The organism is Chitinophaga sp. CF118 (assembly GCF_900112615.1).
Taxonomy (GTDB): domain Bacteria; phylum Bacteroidota; class Bacteroidia; order Chitinophagales; family Chitinophagaceae; genus Chitinophaga.
The window spans coordinates 1,271,697-1,294,366 of the sequence record NZ_FOMK01000001.1; the positions used below are offsets into that span (position 1 = coordinate 1,271,697).

The 22,670-nt window shown below is 43.4% G+C and carries 16 protein-coding genes; 9 read left to right on the top strand and 7 right to left on the bottom strand.

The window, feature by feature from the left end; translation table 11 throughout:
* On the bottom strand, positions 1–1,224 hold the full coding sequence (locus tag BM176_RS04965) for a PepSY-associated TM helix domain-containing protein (RefSeq protein WP_090100163.1): 1,224 nt from the start codon (positions 1,222–1,224) through the stop codon (positions 1–3).
* Between the two features lie 691 nt (positions 1,225–1,915).
* On the opposite strand from BM176_RS04965, the gene BM176_RS04970 reads away from it, so the two are divergent.
* The 3 genes from BM176_RS04970 to BM176_RS32865 all read left to right on the top strand — a co-directional run bounded on the left by BM176_RS04970 (position 1,916) and on the right by BM176_RS32865 (position 5,648).
* Positions 1,916–2,911, top strand: coding sequence for a helix-turn-helix domain-containing protein (locus BM176_RS04970; RefSeq protein WP_090100165.1), 996 nt, complete (start codon positions 1,916–1,918; stop codon positions 2,909–2,911).
* A gap of 244 nt (positions 2,912–3,155) precedes the next feature.
* A complete protein-coding gene (locus BM176_RS32860; protein WP_255373436.1) occupies positions 3,156–4,253 on the top strand; it encodes a glycoside hydrolase family 2 protein in 1,098 nt (365 codons plus the stop codon).
* Positions 4,254–4,295: 42 nt separating this feature from the next.
* The gene (locus tag BM176_RS32865; RefSeq protein WP_255373437.1) at positions 4,296–5,648 is read left to right on the top strand and encodes a glycoside hydrolase family 2 TIM barrel-domain containing protein; all 1,353 of its coding nucleotides are present in this window, start codon (positions 4,296–4,298) and stop codon (positions 5,646–5,648) included.
* 165 nt (positions 5,649–5,813) lie between these two features.
* On the opposite strand, the gene BM176_RS04980 is transcribed toward BM176_RS32865, so the two are convergent.
* Together BM176_RS04980 and BM176_RS04985 are read right to left on the bottom strand one after the other, a co-directional pair.
* Positions 5,814–7,340 (bottom strand): hypothetical protein, encoded by a 1,527-nt coding sequence (locus BM176_RS04980; RefSeq protein ID WP_143097711.1) that lies wholly within the window; start codon positions 7,338–7,340, stop codon positions 5,814–5,816.
* A 14-nt stretch (positions 7,341–7,354) separates the two neighbouring features.
* Positions 7,355–9,028: an NAD(P)/FAD-dependent oxidoreductase gene (locus tag BM176_RS04985; RefSeq protein ID WP_090100169.1), complete on the bottom strand. Its 1,674-nt coding sequence runs from the start codon at positions 9,026–9,028 to the stop codon at positions 7,355–7,357.
* A gap of 252 nt (positions 9,029–9,280) precedes the next feature.
* Between BM176_RS04985 and BM176_RS04990 the strand changes: the two genes are divergently transcribed.
* Complete coding sequence (locus BM176_RS04990; protein ID WP_090100171.1) at positions 9,281–11,905, top strand: glycoside hydrolase family 2 protein; 2,625 nt, start codon at positions 9,281–9,283, stop codon at positions 11,903–11,905.
* 608 nt (positions 11,906–12,513) lie between these two features.
* Here the strand turns inward: BM176_RS04990 and BM176_RS05000 are convergent.
* The gene (locus BM176_RS05000; protein WP_090100174.1) at positions 12,514–13,356 is read right to left on the bottom strand and encodes a hypothetical protein; all 843 of its coding nucleotides are present in this window, start codon (positions 13,354–13,356) and stop codon (positions 12,514–12,516) included.
* Between the two features lie 297 nt (positions 13,357–13,653).
* Here BM176_RS05000 and BM176_RS05005 point away from each other — a divergent pair, with 297 nt between their 5' ends.
* On the top strand, positions 13,654–14,172 hold the full coding sequence (locus tag BM176_RS05005) for an RNA polymerase sigma factor (protein ID WP_177230299.1): 519 nt from the start codon (positions 13,654–13,656) through the stop codon (positions 14,170–14,172).
* 42 nt (positions 14,173–14,214) lie between these two features.
* The gene (locus BM176_RS05010; protein WP_090100178.1) at positions 14,215–14,721 is read left to right on the top strand and encodes a hypothetical protein; all 507 of its coding nucleotides are present in this window, start codon (positions 14,215–14,217) and stop codon (positions 14,719–14,721) included.
* Positions 14,722–14,723: 2 nt separating this feature from the next.
* Here the strand turns inward: BM176_RS05010 and BM176_RS05015 are convergent, their stop codons facing one another.
* From BM176_RS05015 to BM176_RS05025, 3 genes are all read right to left on the bottom strand, one after another.
* The gene (locus BM176_RS05015; RefSeq protein ID WP_090100180.1) at positions 14,724–15,065 is read right to left on the bottom strand and encodes a hypothetical protein; all 342 of its coding nucleotides are present in this window, start codon (positions 15,063–15,065) and stop codon (positions 14,724–14,726) included.
* Between the two features lie 90 nt (positions 15,066–15,155).
* The gene (locus tag BM176_RS05020) at positions 15,156–16,523 is read right to left on the bottom strand and encodes a RagB/SusD family nutrient uptake outer membrane protein (protein WP_090100182.1); all 1,368 of its coding nucleotides are present in this window, start codon (positions 16,521–16,523) and stop codon (positions 15,156–15,158) included.
* Positions 16,524–16,534: 11 nt separating this feature from the next.
* Entirely contained in the window at positions 16,535–19,591 is a 3,057-nt protein-coding gene (locus BM176_RS05025) for a SusC/RagA family TonB-linked outer membrane protein (protein WP_177230300.1), read from the bottom strand.
* A 185-nt stretch (positions 19,592–19,776) separates the two neighbouring features.
* Between BM176_RS05025 and BM176_RS05030 the strand changes: the two genes are divergently transcribed.
* From BM176_RS05030 to BM176_RS05040, 3 genes are all read left to right on the top strand, one after another.
* Complete coding sequence (locus BM176_RS05030) at positions 19,777–20,319, top strand: RNA polymerase sigma factor (protein ID WP_090100186.1); 543 nt, start codon at positions 19,777–19,779, stop codon at positions 20,317–20,319.
* Positions 20,320–20,398: 79 nt separating this feature from the next.
* On the top strand, positions 20,399–21,550 hold the full coding sequence (locus BM176_RS05035; protein ID WP_090100188.1) for a FecR family protein: 1,152 nt from the start codon (positions 20,399–20,401) through the stop codon (positions 21,548–21,550).
* 34 nt (positions 21,551–21,584) lie between these two features.
* A complete protein-coding gene (locus tag BM176_RS05040; protein WP_090100190.1) occupies positions 21,585–22,565 on the top strand; it encodes a helix-turn-helix domain-containing protein in 981 nt (326 codons plus the stop codon).
* The last annotated feature ends 105 nt before the right edge of the window (positions 22,566–22,670 follow it).

Sequence of the window (22,670 nt, forward strand, 5' to 3'; positions counted from 1 at the left end):
CTATACTTCTGCCGTTACTGCCGGCAATGGTTTCTTCTCTGCTTTTGATTTCTTCTTCCCTTTATTCAACCATACCAGCAATCCCGTTACAGGTAAACTGGCGCAGATCAGGCTAATGATGAATGCCAGGATCTTTCCGGGTAATCCACCGATGGCACCCACATGGATATCGTAGTTCATTCCTATCAGCTTCTCTCCTGCATTTCTGTCTTTAGCGGTGATGCGACTGAGCACTTTACCGGAGTATTTATCAAACCGGAAATCATCACGGTTGTAGAATGTTTCCTTTCCATAATACCCGGACATATAGATAGGTGCAGAGGCTGCAGGTGCAACTGCACTGGCGCTAAAACGCCGTGCATCAGGCATTTCTTTTAAGAGATAACTATAGGCGATATCCAAGGCATTCGTAGATGGCATCTGCAAGGTATCGGATTTGAATTCTTTTTGTTCCGGTGGTGTGGTAGTACGGGCTGCAATTACATATACCGTTGCCTCAAACCATTTGAAAGCCCATACCATTCCGGTAAATGCGATGACTAACGCCAAGAGCATACTGTAAAATCCAAGTACGTTATGGAGATCATAATTGACACGCTTGAACTTGGCAGACCATTTTATTTTAAAGCTCTGTTCACGACTCGATTTAGTCCACTTTTTAGGCCACCATAGTATTAAGCCGGTTATAAGCAGGATCACAAAGATCAGTGTACTCCAGCCTACAATCCCCTCTCCGATGGGGCCATTGAGCAACAGGCTCCAATGGATATATTTTACGATAACAAAAAAGTCATGTTCATAATCATGGATTCCGGTGATCTCGCCGGTATAAGGATTTACGAATGCACTACCGTAATAGTCTATAGAACCGAAAAAGGTGATGGCTTTGTCATTGCCCGGTTTATATGCACTGAACTCCCAGGCTCTGTCAGGTTGCCGGTAGAAGGTCATATAAGTGATAGGGTTATCTTTACCCAAAGCTGTCTGTGCTTTAGCCTGCAATACACTTGGTGGTAATATTGGTGTGGACTGTGGTGTAACAAAAAGGGTCTTCTTATGGATGATTTGTGAGATCTCCTCCTGGAATACAAAAAGACAACCTGTGATACTAACAATAAGAACAACCAGACCGGACGCAAGCCCAAGCCAGAGATGTAACCAGGCATTTAGTTTTTTTAACCAGGACTTACCCTTTTTTCCTGGCTGCTGATTCATTTTACTCATTCATTAAAATTTGAATGCTAAACATCCCAGGAACTGCCTAGTGCTTTCATTGGCAAGTTAGTAATTGATAATAATAAATTACAATACATAGCTCTAAAAATTATGTTGCATAAGCTTCCTATATCCCCGAGCGCGCAAAAGTCGGTTAAGGGTATAACATGACCGAGACAAATCGGGAATATTTTTTACGAGAAGCGGAAATTGATCCAGAAACGCCTCTTCTACACACAAAACTGAGATCTTCTTTCCACGTACGAATTGCTAGTGACGGGGAAGACTTCCGGGAGAGTTCGGAGAGACTTCCAGGATTGACAGGTGATTAACAGGGGTTAAGCAGGGGTTTGGTCGGTGGGAGTCAAACTAACCCCTGTTTAACTCCTGTTTAACTGCTGTTTACCTCCTGCTTAACCCCTATCAAAGGTGCCACTCACTAACTTATTCCCCATTTACGCATATACAAACATCTCTCCTTTCCCTGTTTTTTGTAAATCATATTTTCATCGTACTCTTTTCAGTTTTGAAAAACTTTCTTGTATAAACTTTATTCAGGAATGGACTTTACCTACCATACCAGTCCGTTGAAAAAATAAAAGAATACTTTCAGGCAGCAAATAAAAAATAGTCACAATCCTCCTACTTTTTTTCAGTCATGACGTTCTGTTGCAGTGCATAGTTCTAAATTGCTATACAGATGACCCTCCCATTGTCAATTACGACCCCGATTGGGCAAGCGATCCTGTTCTCGCCTGGTTTGCCAGTTGCATTAACCAGTTTTCAGTTACAGGGTACTATTCCCTTTTATGCGCAGAGCGAGAGTTTTGGGCACCTTATCTTTCAACAGATAACGATCGATAGATATATTGCCTGGGTGAGCCATTATATTATCACTAAACCTACTGAATTCAGAATCTCCGCTAATGTGGGTGATCTGCTGATGCATTATACAGTAAAAGGTACAATGCATTATGTGATGGAAGAAGAGGAGATGGAAACCAGTGACCATCAGATGAATATCCTGGTAGCGGATATGTTACATCACGTAATCAGGTTTAAATCACCGGGGATTTACATGGCGATCAATGTACATATCCCTATTAAAGAACTGGAAGAATACCTCGACAGTTTTCCGGTAGTAGAGCTCTTTCTTGAAAAAATAGACAGCGGCACTGTTATTACGCTACTAGATCATAATATAGTGGCTCCGGAACGTTTGCGGAATGTTATTAACGATATCACAGAACGGCGCTTACCATGTGTTGCAAGTGAGAAATACAGAGAACAGAAAACAGGAGAACTCATTATTGAATCCCTTGACATGTTATCACGTTATCTGACAGACCACAATGGACTTAATACTGCGGATCATGAAAGAGGAGCGCGCACTGAGGTTTTGCTGTTACAGCACGTCCATCATCCTTCTCCTCCTACCCTGAAACAGCTGGCAAAGTTTGCGGGGACCAATGAGAAAAAACTGGAAGATATCTTCCGATCCCGGCATGGTATCACTGTATACGACTTCTTCCAGAACGCACGAATGAAAATCATACACCGCAAATTGACAGAAACAGAAATTCCGCTGCAGGACCTGGCAGAAGAATTTGGCTATACCGATTATTCCAGCTTTTCATATGCGGTTAAAAAACGCTTTTCTCTAGGTCCCAGAGAACTAAGAAAGAATAGTAACTGAGTTTGAAAAAATTCGCTATTCCCTAACTATTTTCCTTCCCTCCTAATTCTTTTTAGGAACCAATGAAGGAACTTTAGAGTACGACTTTAAAAACACATTTAATGGTATATTGAGGAAAACAAATGTCCCGGTTATCTAGTCGGGACTCTTTTTTTTATAACCCTCCAACTCTCACTTTTTATTCGCTATCTCCTAACAATTGTCCCGGTCAATTAGCTTATTTTTTACGACCCAAAGTTTAACCATGACATATCTACTTCTGGCTATCTGTTGTATTTGCCCAACAATCCTATGTGCACAGTCTCCCCTGCAAACCCGCTGGGCATCACAGGTGGACCCTGCACATCCGCTACAGGAATATCCGCGTCCGCAAATGGTACGTTCACAATGGCAGAACCTGAACGGCCTGTGGGAATATACTATCACAGATACCTCTGCTACACTCCCAAATCAATATGAGGGAACTATCATCGTTCCCTACCCTATTGAATCTGCTTTATCTGGCGTAAGGAAAACCCTGCTGCCTGCACAACGGCTCTGGTATAAAAAAATGCTGGAGAAGCCTGCCATCCAACCAGGGGAACACATCCTGCTGCACTTTGGGGCGGTCGACTGGCAAGCGATGATATATGTGAATGGCAAAGTTGTGGGTAGTCATACGGGGGGATATCAACAATTCTCTTTTGATATTACAGATGCGCTGCAAACCGGCGACAACGAACTACTGGTAAGCGTTTTCGATCCTACCGATGAAGGGCCTAATCCACATGGCAAACAGTCACTTCAGCCTCAGAATATTCTCTACACTGCCAGCAGCGGTATCTGGCAGACAGTTTGGCTGGAAACCGTGCCTGCGGCTTATATCAGCAGCATACAACTGACACCCGATATTGACAGTGGCCACCTGCGCATCCGTGTGAATACCACCGGCGCCACAAAAGATTATACGCTGGAAGCTGTTGCTTCCAATGGCCGCTCTATTAAGGGAAAGATTAATAGTTCTCTATTACTGCAGGTTCCGGATGCACATTACTGGAGCCCGGATGATCCTTATCTCTATCAGCTTAATATTCGTTTATTATACAAAGGGAAAGTGACAGATACCATTGGCAGTTATTTCGGAATGCGGAAGATTTCTGTACAGAAAGACCACGCCGGCGTTGAACGTCTTTTCCTGAACAATCATTACACCTACCACCTGGGCGTATTAGATCAGGGATTCTGGCCCGATGGGCTGTACACCGCTCCTACAGACGAAGCGCTGCAATTCGATATCCGGGCTATCCGCAATATGGGTTTTAACACCATCCGCAAACATGTAAAAATAGAACCCGACCGCTGATACTATCATGCAGACCAGCAAGGGATCCTGGTATGGCAGGACATGGTGACCTGCACTAATGCGAGTCGCGAGGCACAGGCGGAATTTGAAAAAGAGAACAGTGAGAATATTGCACAATTATATAATCATCCTTCTATTGTGGTATGGGTGCTCTTTAATGAAGGTTGGGCAAGGTATGACCAGGAAAGACTGACACAGACAATCAGACAATACGATCCTTCCCGGCTGGTAAACGGGCATTCCGGAGAGAACTATGATCGTGGTGCTCCACAGAATCCCAATGATAAATGGGCTGGCAGTGATTTGACGGATGTACATGAATATCCGGGCCCCGGACTGGCGCCTGCTCTTCCCGGCAAGGCCAGGGTATTGGGAGAATGGGGAGGGGTGAGAGTTAGCTCCCCCGGTCATCAGTGGAATGCAACAGAAGGATGGGGTTACATCCAGGTACCCGCCGCCGGATTTGCAGATAAATACGCTTTCATGCTGCGACACCTGGAACTGTATGAAGAAGAAGGCTTGTCGGGTTCCATCTACACCCAACCATTTGATGTGGAAACAGAGGAGAACGGGTTGATGACTTACGACAGGGAAGTGATTAAGATTCCCGCAGAAAAGCTCCGCCAGCTGCATAGTGCATTGCAACCGAGTGCAAGGAGTTATGCAGACATATTAGAGATTAAACCGGCAGACATCACGAACCCGGACAATCAGTATCCGGCACTGCTGGCGCAATATAATCAGGGTACAAAGGAATCTGAGTTCCTGCGCAACCTGGCTCTGATGGCGGTAAGAGTAAATGATAAAAAGAATGCGGAAAAGATTAGCGGGGAATATATCAAAGCAATGCCCGATCCCTACACGCGTGCTAATATTAGCTTTATCTCACAGTTTACCAAAAGTGTGATAGATCCCGGCTTCCAGATCTTTCTGAAGCACCCGGAAAGAATAGATGCGGTACTGGGAGCTAACCAGGCGGAGCAAAAAGTGATGAATATTATCTTCCAGGACGAGATCTTACCCTTTATCAACAGTCAGGGTAAAACGCCCAACTGGGCAATGTTTGAAAAACATATTACAACATTGTATGGTAATCCTGGTGAAGAAATTTACCTGCGGGCACGCGTTATCCATAGTTTAAATAATAATGACTGGGATAATTTTTCTGCCGCCATCATTCCTTACATCGTAAAATATGGGGAACGGATTTCTCCCGGTGATCTGAATATTTTCGGTGCCTTTGTAAGTGTCAATGCAGAACGTATGTATAAGCTGGGCCAGAAAATAGCAGCCATTGAATGGCTGGAAAAGGCGCTGGCAATGGTATCTGAAAAAGATAAACCGGCTATTAAAGCCTCCCTGGAAAAAATGAAGGGCAACCAAAAGGCCCCATAAGGGCCTTCCGGTAATTGAATATAGATTGAGAACAATAATCTTTTTTTTATTTCTGATGTTACCTTTTGCAAACCAGTGCTATTACAATGACAACGTAAATTATTCTACCAAGGATAACGTTGAAAGACACAACTATTACTTCGTCACATGTTTCCCCAAAAATCATCAACCGATTCCGGCTTCGCCCGGGATCGGTTTAGTGTAATGTTCCTGCGGGGTGAAGCTCTCTTTTACCACATATCCCAGCATTAATCCCCCAAAAGCAAGGGTGATAATGAACGGAAATGCCTGGTATCGTAATACGATAGGCGATGCCAATACACTGAATGCAAGATTGGACACCCATACCAGCAACATAATCAGCAGCGCTTTTTTATAATAAGTATCCACATTTCGAAATCCTCCCAGGAACATAAATCCTAAGAATCCCAGGAAGAAAATAATGTTGATCATAGCCAGGATGGGAGGAAAAAATGCTGTCAGGATGATCTTCCTGTCTTTTGACAACGAAGTCACTTTATTCTTTTTATACCCAAACCACATAACTGCTCCCTGATCTACAGAATCCTTGCCCATATTATCTATTGCCAGGAATTCCGGCGATGGTGAGTAATAGTTCACCAGATTGGGCAGCAGGTAATACTGCACGTATGCACTGGGATGTTGTTTAATCAACCATGCGCCGTACTGTGCGTACAATGGCGCAACACTTGACCATCGTTTTAAATAAGGAGTGGTACTGTCACGCGCATACTTTTGTGCCATGTAAATCTTTAATGGCGCCTTCTCATCCCACAGGTAATAAATACCCAGCTCATTATCCGGGCGTTGTTTTACATGCCTCAGGGAATCCATATGTTTCGTGGTGATCTGGTGGATCTTTTTAAATTTTGCGGGAACCGGGCTGGTAGCAGCTGTAGGGACATGCGCATACATGAATAACGCATTACTGCCAAGCTGCCATCCGCCGAAGGCAGAAAACTGAAACACTCCCGTTTTTTCCTTATACGTCCAGGAAGTATAAATCACAAACCAGGATACAGGCACCAGTATGATAAGTAATGAATATAATTTCGCTTTCCCGGTTCCCTTTGCGAGTAAAATTACCAGAATGCTGATAATAGGGTAATACAGTGCATTATAGCGCACGGAGAACACATATCCTAATACTAATGCATGCAGGATCAGCATCCGTAAATTGGGCAGATAAAGAATCCAGAATAAACTTGTGAACCATAACAGGCTGAGGGCTGCAAACAAGGCATCGCTGGATACAAAGTTGCTGATATAAAACCACAGCGGATTGAGTACCAGGAACGCAAACAGGATACGCATTACCCATTTACCGGGATGTAATAAATAACGGATGGTAAATAGGAAGAAGAGGATGCTTGCCTGTAATAATAAATATTGGATGAGTGCCATGCCTGTATCAGAACGATTAAACACACTGATAAAACGCAGGAACTTAGAATAACCTACCGGCCACATATTGATGTTCACATTATTAAATGCGGCATCTATATAAGAATAGGAATCCGGCAGAAAATTAGGGAAGGGATATAATCTTTTGAAGATAAAGAACAGGATCAATGCCGCGATAACTGACAATAACAGGGAAATACGATTCTCCCTGTCATGCCAGATATATTGCTTGAATTCATGGGGTAATAAAGGCGTTTTCATTGTCATAATGAGGATTATGTTTAAATACTTTTTTCTTCTGTTAAATAGTCCCTGAAGGAAGGCTTCAATTGACTCACCGGTATTGCAACAGGCGTGTCAGTTGAAGCCTTTTCTTCATGGTATTCCTGTTCTGTATTGATAGCCCAGATATTTTCTTTGGATGTGATACCCGCGCTGATGTTATCCACTGCTACCATCGCAGTAAGCATGGAATGGTCTGCATTGTTATATTTATGCATCCCATTCCGGCCCACCAGGAAAAGATTTTCCAGGGTATCGGTATATGCCTGCACTTTGCCGAAATGTTCATAGGCACCGAAATAAGCGGGATAAGTTTTCTCTACGCGTAATACAGTACTGTCCAGTACATTTTCGGCAGTAGCCAGTCCTATTTTTTCCAGTTCTTTAATGGCCAGTGCTTTAATCTCTGCATCGGGTAATTTCCAGAAGGCATCAGTTTCATTGCAGAAGAACTCCATGCCTACCCATATGGTATCCGGATCTTTCACCATGAAAGGGCTCCAGTTATTGAAGATTTGTAATCGCCCGACTGTCACTTCTTTTTCCTGGATATAGATCCAGGTATCTTCCAGTTTCAACGCCTTCCACTCTCCGGTATGTTTATCCTGGTAAGAAAGACGTTTGAGTAAAATACCTACGGTGATAAAATCCCGGTATTGCAATCCTGCAGCGATCTCTTTTACATCGGGAGGCACCGGACCGGCAATACCGGCAATCAGTTCTTTCACCGGCATGGTGCTGAAAAAGTAATCGCCCTGCAGGTGTAAGGCTTCGCCTGTTACCTTGTTCACCGAGGTAACTTCTGTTACCTTATTATATTCGGTATGGATATATTTTACATCCTGGTGCATGTGGATGATACCGCCCATTTCCTGTACCTGCCTTGCTACTTCCTCCCATAACTGTCCCGGGCCGAATTTGGGATACAGGAACTGTTCAATGAGGCTGGTTTCAGTATCCTTTTGTGATATATCGCCTGTTTTTTTCTTCGACTTTGTTGCCTCCTGAATGGCATGCTGTAAGGCTTTGCGGATACTCACACCTTTGATACGCTGAGCGCCCCATTCTGCCGGGATTTCATGGCAGGGTACTCCCCATACCTTTTCTGTATAATCTTTAAAGAAGAGGTTATAAAGGGTTTTCCCGAACCTGTTGATCATAAAATCTTCCAGGTTGTTTTCCGGTTTGCGGGGGAATAACTGAGCTTTCAGATAAGAGAAAAGTATGGCAATGGTTCTGAACACCCCCAGTTTACGCAGGGTTTCTATAGATAAAGTAATGGGGTAAGTAAAGAATTTCCGGAGGAAATAGATCCTGGACAAGCGCTTGCGAACCAGCATGACTTTATCCGGATCAGCTACAGAGTTGCCATTTGAATGGACATCCCTGGATTTACGCTGATAATTGATAGTAAAGGAGGAGCCTGCTTCCTGCTGGGGAGGCATGATATTCATCCACCAGTTCATTACACGGTCCGACTTCGAAAAGAAGCGGTGCCCGCCAATGTCCATGCGGTTTCCTTTATAGTTGATTGTTTTTGAGATCCCGCCTATATCATCACTTTTCTCGAGTATAACGGGAAGAATATCAGTACGTTTCAGCATTTCGTAGGCAGCTGTGAGGCCGGCCGGACCGGCACCAATAATAATAGCCCTTTTCTTTTCTGTATTCATGTTGTAGTCTCTGTTTGGGTGTAACAATGCTACTTCAGCATTTTTGAGGCACGGGGTCTTAATGCTGATAGATATCGAAGTTAAACCTGCTTAGAGGTTTTCTACTTAGGAGACAGAGAATAATTTTAGGAGATCCGAAAATTTACTTGCAGATGACCGTGTTACTATTCCTTTCCAGCTGCAACTTCACTTGTTCCATATTTTCTAATTTTTTCTAACACCAAACAATCAAACTTTCAATAAACAGCTATCATGAACAGACTGAAAAAAGCCCTTGCTCTTGCAATGGTGCTATGTGCTCCACTTTTACATGCCCATGCTCAAACGGCCTGGAAAATGCAGCCGGTAGGCATACAAACCCGCTGGGCCAAAGATGTGAACCCTGAGAATGTACTTCCTGATTATCCACGTCCACAAATGGTGCGGAGTGAATGGCAGAACCTGAACGGTCTCTGGGAATATGCCATTATGCCTAAAGGTCCGGCTATGCCCAGCGAATTCGATGGCCAGATCCTGGTACCTTTCCCGGTAGAGTCTGCCCTTTCCGGCGTAAAGAAACCTTTACTGCCAAATCAGTTGCTCTGGTATAAGCGAACTATTACCAAACCAGACATCAAAGGTGGCAAACGCATATTAATCCACTTCGGTGCGGTTGATTATCAGGCCACTGTTTTTGTAAATGGAAAAGAAGTTGGCGGGCACGTTGGTGGTTATCAGAATTTCTCTTTCGATATCACGGATGCCCTGAAAGCAGGCAATAATGAACTGCTGGTAAAGGTTTGGGACCCTACCGACCAGGGGCCTAATCCTCATGGCAAACAGGTACTGCAACCCCAGAACATCATGTACACCGCTACCAGCGGAATCTGGCAAACGGTTTGGCTGGAAACAGTTCCTGCTGCGCATATCAGCAATCTCGTAATGACTCCTTCTATCGACAGCAATCACCTGCGTTTAACAGTGAACACTGCCGGCAATGCAAAAGATTATACCATCGAAGCTGTTGCTTCCAATGGCAGTACTATCAAAGGCAAGCCAGGGGCTCAGTTGCTGCTGCCTGTAAACAACGCTCACCTGTGGAGTCCGGAAGATCCGTATCTCTATAACCTGAGTATTCGTCTTCTTTACAAAGGCAGAGTAATCGATTCCGTAGGTAGTTATTTCGGGATGAGGAAAATTGAAGTGAAGAACGATGACAAGGGTATGGCCCGTCTGTTCCTGAACAACAAATACACCTATCACCTGGGTGTATTGGACCAGGGCTTCTGGCCGGAAGGACTCTACACCGCTCCTACTGACGAAGCGCTGAAATTCGACATCCTGGCGATTAAGAATATGGGTTTTAACACTATCCGTAAACATATCAAACTGGAGCCTGCCCGCTGGTATTACCACGCAGACAAGATCGGGATGCTGGTATGGCAGGATATGGTGACTTGCGCCGGCGATGGTCCTGATGCCCATGAAGAATTCGAAAAAGAGAACAAAGAGAATATCGCGCAATTGCATAACTACCCTTCCATCGTCATCTGGGTATTATTCAATGAAGGCTGGGCGCGTTACGATCAGCAACGCCTCACCGAATGGATGAAAAAAGCAGATCCTTCCCGTGTAATTGACGGTCATACCGGAGAGAATTACGACCGTGGTTCCCCACAGAACCCTATGGACAAATGGGTAAGCAGTGATATGACTGATATCCACGACTATCCTGGTCCCGGTATTTCTCCTTCCCTTCCAGGCAAAGCCCGTATACTCGGCGAATGGGGAGGTGTGCGTGTGGTAACACCAAATCACCAGTGGAATGGTGCTGAAGGATGGGGTTACATCCAGGTATCTCCGGCTGAATTTGCGAAGAAATATGAGTTCATGCTGAAACACCTGAAAATATTTGAAGAAGAAGGTTTGTCTGGTTCTATCTACACTGAACCTTTTGACGTGGAAACAGAAGAAAACGGGATGATGAGTTATGACCGTGAAATCATCAAAATTCCAGCGGAGAAACTGCGTCAGATTCATAGTTCTTTAGTCCCTGCTGCAGAAAGTTATGCCTGGAATGGGTTCAAAGCACAGGCTTCTGATACTACCAATCCGGATCTCCAATACGCCTCTTTATTAAATCAGTACAAACAAGGCAAAAAGGATTCAGCTTTCCTGCGAGATCTGGCTCTGATGGCCACACGTGTAAATGATAAAGCAAATGCATCTATGATAGCATCTGATTACATCAAGGGCCTGCAAAATCCGTTCACCAAAACCAACATGACCTTTATTCAGCAGTACACTACTAGCAGTAAAGATCCCGGCTTCCAGCTGTTTTTAAAACAACCTGAAAACGTAGACAAAATCATTGGTGCTCATCAGGCAGTGAATAAAGTAATGGGCATCATCTTCACAGAAGAAATTGCTCCTTATGTAACTGGCAAAGATGCAAATCCCGACTGGAATACATTAGAGAAATCGGTAGTCAGCAAATATGGCGCTCCAGGCGAAGAAATCGTTTGGCGTGCTAAAACCATCCATTGCCTGAACAGGCAGGACTGGTCAAACTTTGCTGCAACGGCAACCCCTTACATCGAGAAATATGGTGCACGCATATCTCCCAATGAAATGAACAGCTTTGCATGGACCGTGTTTGAGAATGTATCCGATAAAGAGATCCTCACCTCTGCACTGGCGTGGAGCAAACGTAGTTTCCAGCACCAGGAAGATCCTAACTTCATAGATACGTATGCAAACCTGCTGTATAAACTGGACAAAAAAGAAGAAGCGATTACGTGGGAACAAAAGGCATTGAATATGGCGCCGGATAATGCGAAGCCTACTTTCCAGGCCACGCTGGATAAGATGAAGAGCGGAGAGAATACGTGGAAGTAAGGTTTACGCTTTCATTATACTAAGCATAGAAGTATCCCATTTTTAATAGCTTTAAAAATGGGATACTTTTAAAACTAAATGGTCCGGGCAAATTCATGATGAATAGATGTGGAACTGATTATCAAATCTACCCGACTTGAAGAACAGAAACTATCCGGAAGTTCCAGACAGTTCAAAAGAGAGAAGTAACAAGAAATATTGATTTCTATAACCTTGACGCTATTATATCGGTGGGTTACCGCATCTGGCAACTAAGCCCCTGCGTAAATTTATAATAAAAGGATTTGTGCTGGATGACAAGCAGCTGACCATATAAGGTTTGCAGAAAGACAACAGCTAGAAATACTAATGTGAAATCATATCGAAGGCTCCATGATAGTACTTGTAAGGGTGGAGATAAGGTGGACTTTTACCGGATTGGGGTTAGAAAAGGGTTATTTGTTATAATAAGCTTCATTAAAGTACTTTTTCCGGGAATAAAGTGCTGATTGCTGGAAGTAACCCGTTTAAAATATAGATAAATACTCTTATAAGGCATGACAATACTAACGGAAGCCTGTTCCGTAGTGTAAAAATCCTAATTTATATTGTGGGAGACCTGCCTGACATCACCCTTCCGGTAGGGAACAGAAGGCAACAGGTAGTATGTTACCAGAGCGTCTGGCAGGTTGAACATATGATGGAATGACCCTGAGTTTGGGAGCTTTGTTACGGTATTTCCTTTTTATTTCTTTAGGCTGTTCTGCTGGTGGTAGAATTGCAATAATATCCAGTGCAGATCCTTTTCTGTTCTGGCATTGATACAGCTGACCATTTACCTCATAACAGGATTGTATTTCCAGCATAAGAAGGGTAATATCCTTTCTACCAGGATTTAATGTAAGCGTGGGTAGAATCTGTTTTTCACCATATCTGATCACTACTGTTTCACTTGACAGTTGCCGGGTTGTTTGCTGTGTAAAATTGACTGATAGTGCTATCGCTTTTATTATGATATGGGTTGCTTTGTTATTGTTGATGACGGTTTCCGGGAATGAGATGCTGATGCCACCATCATCATTATTCCCAACAACAGGATTACCTCCTAAAAGGTGCTCAATACCTGTATGATGGTTAAACCGAAACCCACGTAAAGATTGCATATTAGCAGCTACCGGTATGCGTACACCGGCTTTGTGACCGTCATCGGCGCGAACTATTTCACCTAGTGTTTTATTCAGGCGGTTAGTCAATGAGCTATCGTAAGAATGCTGCAGGAATTCACTCAGCGCATGGCGGATAAGCCGGCCGGCTTTACTGGCGGTTCCAAAATCCCTTGCAGCTCTTTTGGTAGCAGATGTTTGCCTCACGACAGAGGAAGCACTGCGTAGTAAATAGTCTTTCTTGTTCCGGTAACCGATCACATTTCCCAATTTACCGGTGAATTTTAGCAGGCTTTCCTGTCTGGCCATAACATAATACTTTGAGTAATCTTAAATTACTGAAAATCTGTGATTCTAACAAAATCAGGGCCCGGATCAATTACAGTTCCCCTCTCTATATACTATCCTCATAGGACTCACTCAATAGTCATGGTATCTCATCTAATGATTCACTTTACCTTTACCCTATACGGTATTAAACCATTAGTTTTCTTATCCGTTAACCTCACATTAACTTCCCGCAGTTTTTTAAATAATACTTTTGGATAGCAACTATTGTCATGTAATACAAGGGAAACGGCTATGTTATATACAAATGATGAAGAAATGCTACAAGGTATAATAGCAGGGCACGAACCTGCTTTTACTGCCACGTACAATCATTACCAGCATATGCTACTAATGGAGGCTTATTATAAGATCCGTTCCTATTCAGAAGCTGAAGATATGGTACAGGAAATTTTTGCTTCTCTATGGCAAAGGAGGGAAAAACTTTCAATATCAATTCCGTTGAAACATTATCTGCTAAAAGCAGTGCATTTGCAATATGCTTATAAATGCCGCAAAAGTGAAGTAGCCAGAAGGTTTATCCAGCATACATTGTATGTATCTAAAGAAGCGACCGTTAATTACGTACTCGAGAATAAAGAAATTTACAGTCAAATAAGAGATGCCATGGCCTGCATTACTGCACCTGCCTGCCGGAGAGCATTTGAGCTGTTGTATATAGACAACAAAAGCCACAAGGAAATAGCTGTTGATATGAATATTAAGCCACAGGTTGTAAAGAACCAGGTAAGCCGCGCGCTCAAAGTGATCCGCACGCACCTTAAGAAAGTCATATGACAATATGTTACTTTTGGGGCTTATCGGCAATTCACAGTTATCATGAAGATAAAAAAAGAACTGATACATCACCTTGCTCTGGAAGAACTGGCAGGTGTAATCAGTGAGGAAGATCTGGCCTACCTCAGCCGTATTATCCGTGAAAACCCCGAAGCATTCGAAGTATGGCAGGAAACAAGGACCATACTAAATACTCCGGATGTAAAAGAATTTTTAGCACGCCCCAGATCTGCAAAAGATATCCTCCTGTTACCGAATTGCCCAAAACATACTAATTTCTGGCAACCATTTTCTCTCAGCGTTACTGCATTACTAATTATCAGTTTAGGCTTTTCTTTCCTGCTTCACCCACTGGAAAAAACCATCCCTGCCACGAATGTAGTCAGTCATAAAAAACTGCTTTCAGAAGAGAAAACAGTAACCCTTCCCCTGCAAAAAGGAGCTGTGAAAACAGAAAACATTAGCCTGCCAGATAGTACTACTATATGGGTTAACTCCGCAACAACATTACAATTTCCATTAGCTTTTACCAGATGTAAAAAGGAATAATATCACTGTCCCTCATCATCATAAACCAACCAGTCCGGCCATTCCATCCCTGTTACTACAATGTAAGTATACGGCCATCCGCCAATTGTCGTTGTTGTCCAGGTAGTACTGGTGTACAGCCGCATTGTTACACTAACAGTGGTTTGCGTAGGTGAGGTTTGAAATGTGCGGTAAGGAGAAAGTGTGGCATATGTGAGGTGCCGTCCTGCCCCGTTTAATACGAATACTCCTGTGGTTCTGTAAAATAAATTTGTGAGTCCCATCCTCTGGACTTTAAACGCCGTTAATCCACCAAATACGGCTATGAGGATGATTGTCCCTAAAACGATTCTTGCCCTTTTCATAATAGATGTTTTTATTGATAGAAAGGTAAGAAGACTAAAGAGGATAAGAGTTAGGAGATAGAGAGGATAAATTTAGAATGCCGGTTTTTTTTATTCATAACCTACATTTTGTTTGAGATGAGTGTTCAATAACAAATCACTTTGGGGAATGGGATATAACTGCAGATAAGTTTTCCAGCTCCCACCTTTTTGTGTTGTCATTCTTTCCATCACTGCATCCACAGTTCCAGTCCGTTTTAAGTCCAGCCAACGGTGGCCCCATTCCGCAAAAAACTCTACCTGCCTTTCATGCATAATAGCTGCTAATAATTCTGCTGAGGTAGAAGCAGTTGTATTTGCCAGTCCGGCGCGATGCCTGATCACATTAAGATCTGCGCGGGCGCCGGCCAGATCTCCCAGTTGCACAAAGGCCTCTGCACGGATCAGGTACTGTTCTGTGATCCGTAATACCATCAGGTATTCGGTGATCGTTTTTGCCTCCCGGGAGGTTTTGTATTTAAAAGGATAACAAGGGTTTCCTTCCCGCGAATTACTTTTCAGCCAGCTGCTTTTGCGGAGGTCGTGAGGTTCAAATGCCTGTAACAGGGAAGGACTGATATATACCGGAAGAGACGAAATGAAAAGTTGCCCATCTTCTGTATACTTACCATTCACCGGCTGCAACTGCCAGATAGCTTCTTTGCTGTTTTTCAGGAAAACCTCATTTAACGGCGCAATATCAAACAAGGAAGTATGATCAATCACTGTTTTAGCAGCAGTAATGGCAGCGGCCCAGTTGCGCCTGAATAACTGTACCCTGGCCAGTAAGGCTATCGCCGCCCAGCGCGTGGGGCGTAACCTTTCACTGGTAAGCGTTGTAACATTCGCCTCCAGGTATTGATCACTTAACAGCGTTTGCGCAGCTTCCAGGTCGGTGGCGATTTGTATATATACAGCATCCATATCTGCACATGAAAGACCCTTGTTAACTTTATAATCAGTGCTCACTACTAAAGGAACTTTCCCAAAGAAATTCACCAGGTAGAAATAACATAGCCCGCGGATAAATTTTGCTTCACCCATAAGTTGTTGTTTTACAGACAATGTGAGGGCAGTAGAATTTGATAATCCTTCGATAGCTGCATTTGCATGAAAGATATAATTATAAAATTGGGTCCATAATGGTACATTGGCCGATGTGAGCGCATTCTTATAGGCTGATTGCGCCAACTCATCCTGGTCAGATAAAGTAAATTCGTCGGCAGATAAACTACCATAATATGTACAACTCAGTTCACCAGTTGCCGGCCCACCGCTACTCATTATGTAATAGAGCCCGGTAAGCACATCAGCAGCATTTGCATCAGATTTATATACAATGGGTGAAACAATCACACCTGATGGCGATCCCACATCCAGTAAATTCTTTTTATTACAGGAAATACAAAAGAAGAGCATTCCCAAAAGCAGCATTCGCATGATAGTTTATTTTAAAAGAGCAGTTGCATACCTGCCATCAAAATACGCAATGGAGGTATCGCTGTTCTTGATTGTGTTTCCGGATCCATCCCCTGGTATGGGGTTAGCGTAAACAGGTTTTGTGCCTGCAATGAGAATTTACATTCCCTGAAATGGATCTTATGTAAATAGTGTTCCGGCAACTGCCAGGAGAAAACCAGGTTCTTACACCGGATGAATGATGCATCGGTATATTTCAGGTTACTCTCAATCGCCATCAAATACCCTTTCCTTAAATTTCCGTTTTGTGTGAACCGTTGCCTGTTACTCACATCACCTGCAGTCTTCCAGGGATTTGACACCGCTGCCGCATATTGATTTACCTGATAACCCGGCTGGTATACCGGATCAAATGCATCTGTTACTCCCAACTGGCGGGTAAACTGTAACAGTACTTCCAGCTGGAATTGTTTATAGCGGAAAGTATTCATCAACCCGCCAAAATATTTTGGAACAAGATCTACCGGGGTTACCCTTGGCACAAAACCATCTGCAGAAACGATATTGCCGGTAGCATCTGTAAACCGGTAGGCACCCGTTGCCTTATCCACATCTGCCATCTTATATACAAAGAACTCCGACAAAGATTTACCTACCAGTGTGGCTGGCCATTCGTTATTATTCCTTCCGGGATAATATAAAAGACGGTTACGTGCAATAGAGATGTTAAAAGATGTAGTCCATACAAAATGACGGCTTTGTATATTCTGCATCGTCAGCAGGAACTCCCATCCGGAATTACCGATTACGGCAGGAAGGTTTGCCAGGATAGTTCCGGCACCCTGCATGTCTGCAATAGGGTATTCCACCAGTTGATGAGTAGACCTGTAACGGTAGTAACTGGTTGATAACAGGATACGGTTATCCAGAAAACCTAATTCTGACCCCAGTTCCAGCTTCCTTGTAAGTTCCCAGGCATAATCAGCATTAAACAGGCTCACAGGCTGCAGCCCCACTACACCCTGATAAGTACCTCCTACCCGCTCATAACGATCCATGAACTGGTAATCACCAATCTGGTCATTGCCTGTAGCACCATAACTGACCCTTAATTTACCATAACTCATAAAAGGAGAGAGGCGCCGTGCAAATTTCTCACTGGTAAAGATCCAACCGGCACCAATGGCACTGAAAACAGCATACTGCATACGTGGACCATACCGGCTGCTGCCATCCCGGCGTATGCTCAGGTTTAACAGATATTTCTCTTTCCAGTTGTACCCCACACGACCAAAGAGTGCCATATATTTATAGGCAGTATGTGCCGTTGTGCCGGAGATTGTTCCCGCAAACGACAGGTCATTCAGTTGTCCATCATCCTTAAATCCTTTTGCCTTAATGATCTCCTGTTCTTCAGTATATTGCTGTAAAGTTCCCCCTATTAAAGCTTCCAGCTTCCCTTTCCATAAACCACGGGTATAGGTGATTTGCGGTTCAAAGATCCGGGAGGTGGCCTCATAACGGTTCGTAGAACTTGAACCGGTTACCCCCTGCCGCTGATCCGGAGCCATAAGTGCAATAGGTAAAATAGATAATCCATGCCCGCTGAGAGTCTGGTACCCCAGGTTCGCCTTTACATGCAGGCCGGGAAAGATCTCATATTGCATGCCCGCATTTCCCAACAGGTTTTTCACATTGATATTTACCGGCGCTAACAGAGCCCGGTACGGATTTACCCAGGAGTAATTCAGTTTCCCGGCCGCATCATAAGCAGGAGGAGCATTCGGAGATACTGTAATACTGTTGATGAAATCATTCGCCGGTAGTATTGTACGATCTACCAGGAAGCTACCCGTTAATGTTGTTTTGAACCGTTGATTAGCAGAAGAACTGCTGATACTAAAGTGTGTACCCCACTTTTGAGAACCAAAATCATCCGGAAACACGGTTGTCTCTTTCCGGTAACTGCCACTCACCAGGTATTGCACGATGGTATCTCCCCCGGAAACTGATAGCTGTGCATTGGTGATATTGGAGGTGCCACCAATAAATTCCTTTTGCCAGTTGGTATACCTGCTGGTATCCCATACCAGGAGATCGGGCGCATTCACAGAAGTAGGGGTAACACCATCATTTTTGAAAGCACCCCGCCTCATTTCAAGGTATTGGGTAGTATTGAGCAGTTGAACAGGATGTGCAATAGTTCCGGCACCATAACTAACATTAGCCCGTACGGCAGTTTTTCCTTTTTGCCCTTTTTTCATGGTAATCAGCACCACCCCGTTTGCACCACGGGAACCATAGATGGCAGTAGCATCTGCATCTTTTAATACATCTATACTTTCAATATCGCCCGGATTAATATAACTGACAGCAGAGGCATTCACGCCAAAGATAAACGACCCGAAACCGCCATTCACTTTAGCATTATAAGGAATTCCGTCCACGATTATGAGCGGTTCCGTTCCATTACTTAAACTGTTCTTACCACGGATCTGGATCTTTAGTTCTGTACCGGCAATGCCTCCCGTTTGCATGATACTCATACCCGGTACCCGTCCTTCAAGCACCAATAAAGGATTCGATATTGGTTCAGCATCAATATCGGCGGCCTTCACCGCGTATACATTTCCGGTATTAAAACGCGGAGTTGTAATACCATATGCAATGACCACTGCTTCGTCCAGCATTTTACTAAAAACGTACGTTGTATCCCTCAGTGGCGCCTTTACCGCAGCAACCGGCTTTCCTGGTTTTTCATTCAGGGATATGAGCCGGTCATTATACGTCCAGCTAATATTGATCTCCCCCAATAAAAACGCCAGCACATCATCCAGCGGTGTATTGTCAAATGCCACATTTACTTTCCTGTTCTTATCTATTAGCGGTGAGAAATAACTAAACCGGAGTTCTGTCTGATCTTCTATCTGTAAAAAAACATAACCGACAGTCACCCTTTTCTTTTTAAGTGTGATCTTCTTATTGCCCAACTGGCGGCCTGATACCTGTGCAGGGATGCAGGTATATAGCAGTAGTAATAACAATAAGGACAAAGCAGGCTGATGGCCTGAAAGTACGGGAATCTTCATACAAAGCATTCGTTGTATTTAATATTGCAACCCTCTAAAGCGAATCTATTATGTCATTCACCTACTACATTGTTGCTCTTATTATATATAAGTACCCATATAATCCACACCGTTAACAGCTTATTAACTCATTGCCATTTAGGATTCCCTACATTTAATGCTCATAATGATATTTAGTTTTTCATATGAAATCATTTGCGCAATTTTCGGAGGATGAGATTTTTCAATTTTTCAGTAATGGGGATAATAGAGCTTTCACTGCGCTTTACAATCGTTATGCAGAAGTGCTTTTCATCATGGCGATGATTAAACTGAAAGATAAAGCGGAGGCGAATGATGTAGTGCAAATAGCATTTCTCGCACTGTGGAAGAGGAAAAATACTGATATCAGGAATGTAAAAGCATACCTGTGTGGCACGGTAAACATGCTGTGTAAAAATATTACACGTACTAATTTCAATTTGCGCGGTCAGCAGCAGGAATACATACAACTGCAGAATATTTCAATAACTGAAACACCGTTTGAAAGAAAAGAACTGAACCAGGAACTGGTTATTGCCATCAATATGGTTTCTCCTGCCAGCAGGGAAGCATTTATTAAATTGTACATCCAAAAGAAAAGAATAAAAGAAATTGCCATTGAAATGGACATTACTGTCCAGTCTGTAAAAAACCATATCCAGCGTGCCCTGAAAATACTCCGCGGGCATCTGAAAAAAAGTTTGTAATCCGATAAGTACCTTTTTTTATTTCGTACCACTATATAGTGATTCACATATGAATTGATCACTATTACAGGTATTTATCATGCCCCACAATACGGAATACATTGAACAGCTGGTACTGGAAAAACTTGCAGGGGTTATTTCCCCTGAAGACAGTGCTACCCTCAAAAAAATGATTGAAGAAGATCCCGCAGCACGGGCTATATGGGACGATTTCAGTCAGCAACTGGACAATCCTGACATGAGCGCTGCCCGGGAAGAATTTCTCAATACTCATACAGCAGAGCAACTGGTATCCGGAATTAAAAAAAGAAAACAACGATATATATATAGGGCAACGGGCCTTGGTATTGCAGCTTCATTATTAATAATGCTGGTGACAACCCAGGTGAGGCAGCCCGAAAACGTAAAACAATCACCGGTCTCTCTCCATTTTACCCAAAAAAACGTTGCTTTAAAGCTGCCCGGATTTCCTTTAATGGAACTGGGCAGCGAGAAGCAACAGAAAATTGCCTTCGGTGATGCCATTTTCTACCAGCAGTCCGATCAGCTGTTCTGGACTACCGGCCCCCGTGCCAGCAGGCAACCAGCTACCATACTGGTTCCACGGGGTAGAAAATATACAGCAACCCTTCCGGATGGCTCTACCATTATCCTTAATGAGGAATCGACTCTTGAGTTTCTGATAGCCTTCAATGGCCCCACCCGTGAAGTTACCATCAGCGGTGAAGCCTACCTGAAGATAATGCCGGATCCGCAAAGACCATTCCTGGTACATGTACCTCATGGCACTGTACATGTACTGGGTACAGAATTTAATGTGAATACCCGCGACAGCAAAAAGGTAAAAATTGCACTGGCTACAGGTGCCATTAAAGTAGTGACAGCTGCAGATACCCTTACATTACGCCCCCGGCAGATAGTGAATTATGAGGAAGGTAAACCACTGCACCCCGAAAATCTTAACAACCAGGATCCTTTCTACTGGAAAGATACCTATCCTTTCCAGAATACGCGAGTCCACGACATTTCGCTGAAGCTGGTACAACTCTATCAGATTAATGTGAGCATAGATGATACAGCCGCCAGCAACCTGACATTTACAACCGTGCTTGATCATCATAAACCTCTCAAAGCTTTCCTGGATGAGTTAAAAGGAAGAACTTCTTTATTTGATTACTCCTTTAAAAAAGAGGGCAAAGACAGTGTCTTGCATATAAAATACGTACACTAAATTCATTTTGCATTTGTCGTAAACAATTCATTATATGCATTCCATCTTATTTAAGGCCAAACTGCTGCAGATCGAGAAAAATAACACCGGCTATCTCCCAACCAATATGCTACCGGTAGAATACCTGAAACTGCTGGTGCCGGCAGCAGGGATCTATTTCAGGGAAGATGAGGAATGTGAGATCTTTTCCCAACATCTGCAGGTACATCCTTTCTCATTATGGTTGCATGATATCATTGCTAAAGAAGACATCATATTACACCCTTATACACCTTATCATATCCTGGCACTGCATTACCTGTTTGAAGACAGCCTCCAGAGTGATACATTAACACTCGAAGAAAGAGAATGTAACCTTTTTAACATCCTGCCAGGTTTACAACGCATTTCAATGCATGGAGGTAAAAAGGTACTGTCCGTCCATATTAATATACGTCCGGAAATGTTAACCTCTCTCGTATCCAAATATCCGGACCTGCAATCGTTGGCAAAAAGCACCCTGACAACCACATGCGCTATTAATGAACAACCTTATCATATTAATGCAGTTTGTGATCTGATCATCAAAAAGATACTCACCTGCCGTTATACAGGGAGCCTTGCACAACAATTCATTCACCGCTGCTGTGTAGACCTGTTCCTTAATTTCGCCAATCAGGATGCCGCGGTACAACAGCCTTTCCTGTTCACCACCATACTGCATATGGAAACTTACCAGAAGATTTTCAACTATCTGCTGGAACATCCTCATAAAATGCATTCGCTGCCTGAGCTTGCATACACCTTCAACCTTCCGGAAGAACAACTGGCCCACGGTTTTAAACAGCATTTCTCCATTAGTGTGGAAGCTTTTATGTATATGCTGAAAATGATGCTCACATATCAGTTACTGCTGAAAAGTTTCTGGTCACTGCAAATGATTACCGAAGCCGCAGGCTTTCAGAACATCGGGGAAATGACCTCACAGGTGGAGGCATACTATGATTGCACTATCAAATCACTCAGGAGGGATTAAGTTCCCTCCATACACTTATCCGTACCTCCTAAGTTATTTGCTCTATCTCCTAAGTTTCTCTCCCTATCTCCTAAGTTATTTACCCCATCTCTCCCCTAACTTTGG

Bases quoted from the DNA above. Each gene is read 5' to 3' on its own strand.
- BM176_RS04965 (WP_090100163.1), bottom strand. From the start codon at position 1,224: ATGAGTAAAATGAATCAGCAGCCAGGAAAAAAGGGTAAGTCCTGGTTA.
- BM176_RS04970 (WP_090100165.1), top strand. From the start codon at position 1,916: ATGACCCTCCCATTGTCAATTACGACCCCGATTGGGCAAGCGATCCTG.
- BM176_RS32860 (WP_255373436.1), top strand. From the start codon at position 3,156: ATGACATATCTACTTCTGGCTATCTGTTGTATTTGCCCAACAATCCTA.
- BM176_RS32865 (WP_255373437.1), top strand. From the start codon at position 4,296: ATGGTGACCTGCACTAATGCGAGTCGCGAGGCACAGGCGGAATTTGAA.
- BM176_RS04980 (WP_143097711.1), bottom strand. From the start codon at position 7,340: ATGACAATGAAAACGCCTTTATTACCCCATGAATTCAAGCAATATATC.
- BM176_RS04985 (WP_090100169.1), bottom strand. From the start codon at position 9,028: ATGAATACAGAAAAGAAAAGGGCTATTATTATTGGTGCCGGTCCGGCC.
- BM176_RS04990 (WP_090100171.1), top strand. From the start codon at position 9,281: ATGAACAGACTGAAAAAAGCCCTTGCTCTTGCAATGGTGCTATGTGCT.
- BM176_RS05000 (WP_090100174.1), bottom strand. From the start codon at position 13,356: ATGGCCAGACAGGAAAGCCTGCTAAAATTCACCGGTAAATTGGGAAAT.
- BM176_RS05005 (WP_177230299.1), top strand. From the start codon at position 13,654: ATGCTACAAGGTATAATAGCAGGGCACGAACCTGCTTTTACTGCCACG.
- BM176_RS05010 (WP_090100178.1), top strand. From the start codon at position 14,215: ATGAAGATAAAAAAAGAACTGATACATCACCTTGCTCTGGAAGAACTG.
- BM176_RS05015 (WP_090100180.1), bottom strand. From the start codon at position 15,065: ATGAAAAGGGCAAGAATCGTTTTAGGGACAATCATCCTCATAGCCGTA.
- BM176_RS05020 (WP_090100182.1), bottom strand. From the start codon at position 16,523: ATGCGAATGCTGCTTTTGGGAATGCTCTTCTTTTGTATTTCCTGTAAT.
- BM176_RS05025 (WP_177230300.1), bottom strand. From the start codon at position 19,591: ATGAAGATTCCCGTACTTTCAGGCCATCAGCCTGCTTTGTCCTTATTG.
- BM176_RS05030 (WP_090100186.1), top strand. From the start codon at position 19,777: ATGAAATCATTTGCGCAATTTTCGGAGGATGAGATTTTTCAATTTTTC.
- BM176_RS05035 (WP_090100188.1), top strand. From the start codon at position 20,399: ATGCCCCACAATACGGAATACATTGAACAGCTGGTACTGGAAAAACTT.
- BM176_RS05040 (WP_090100190.1), top strand. From the start codon at position 21,585: ATGCATTCCATCTTATTTAAGGCCAAACTGCTGCAGATCGAGAAAAAT.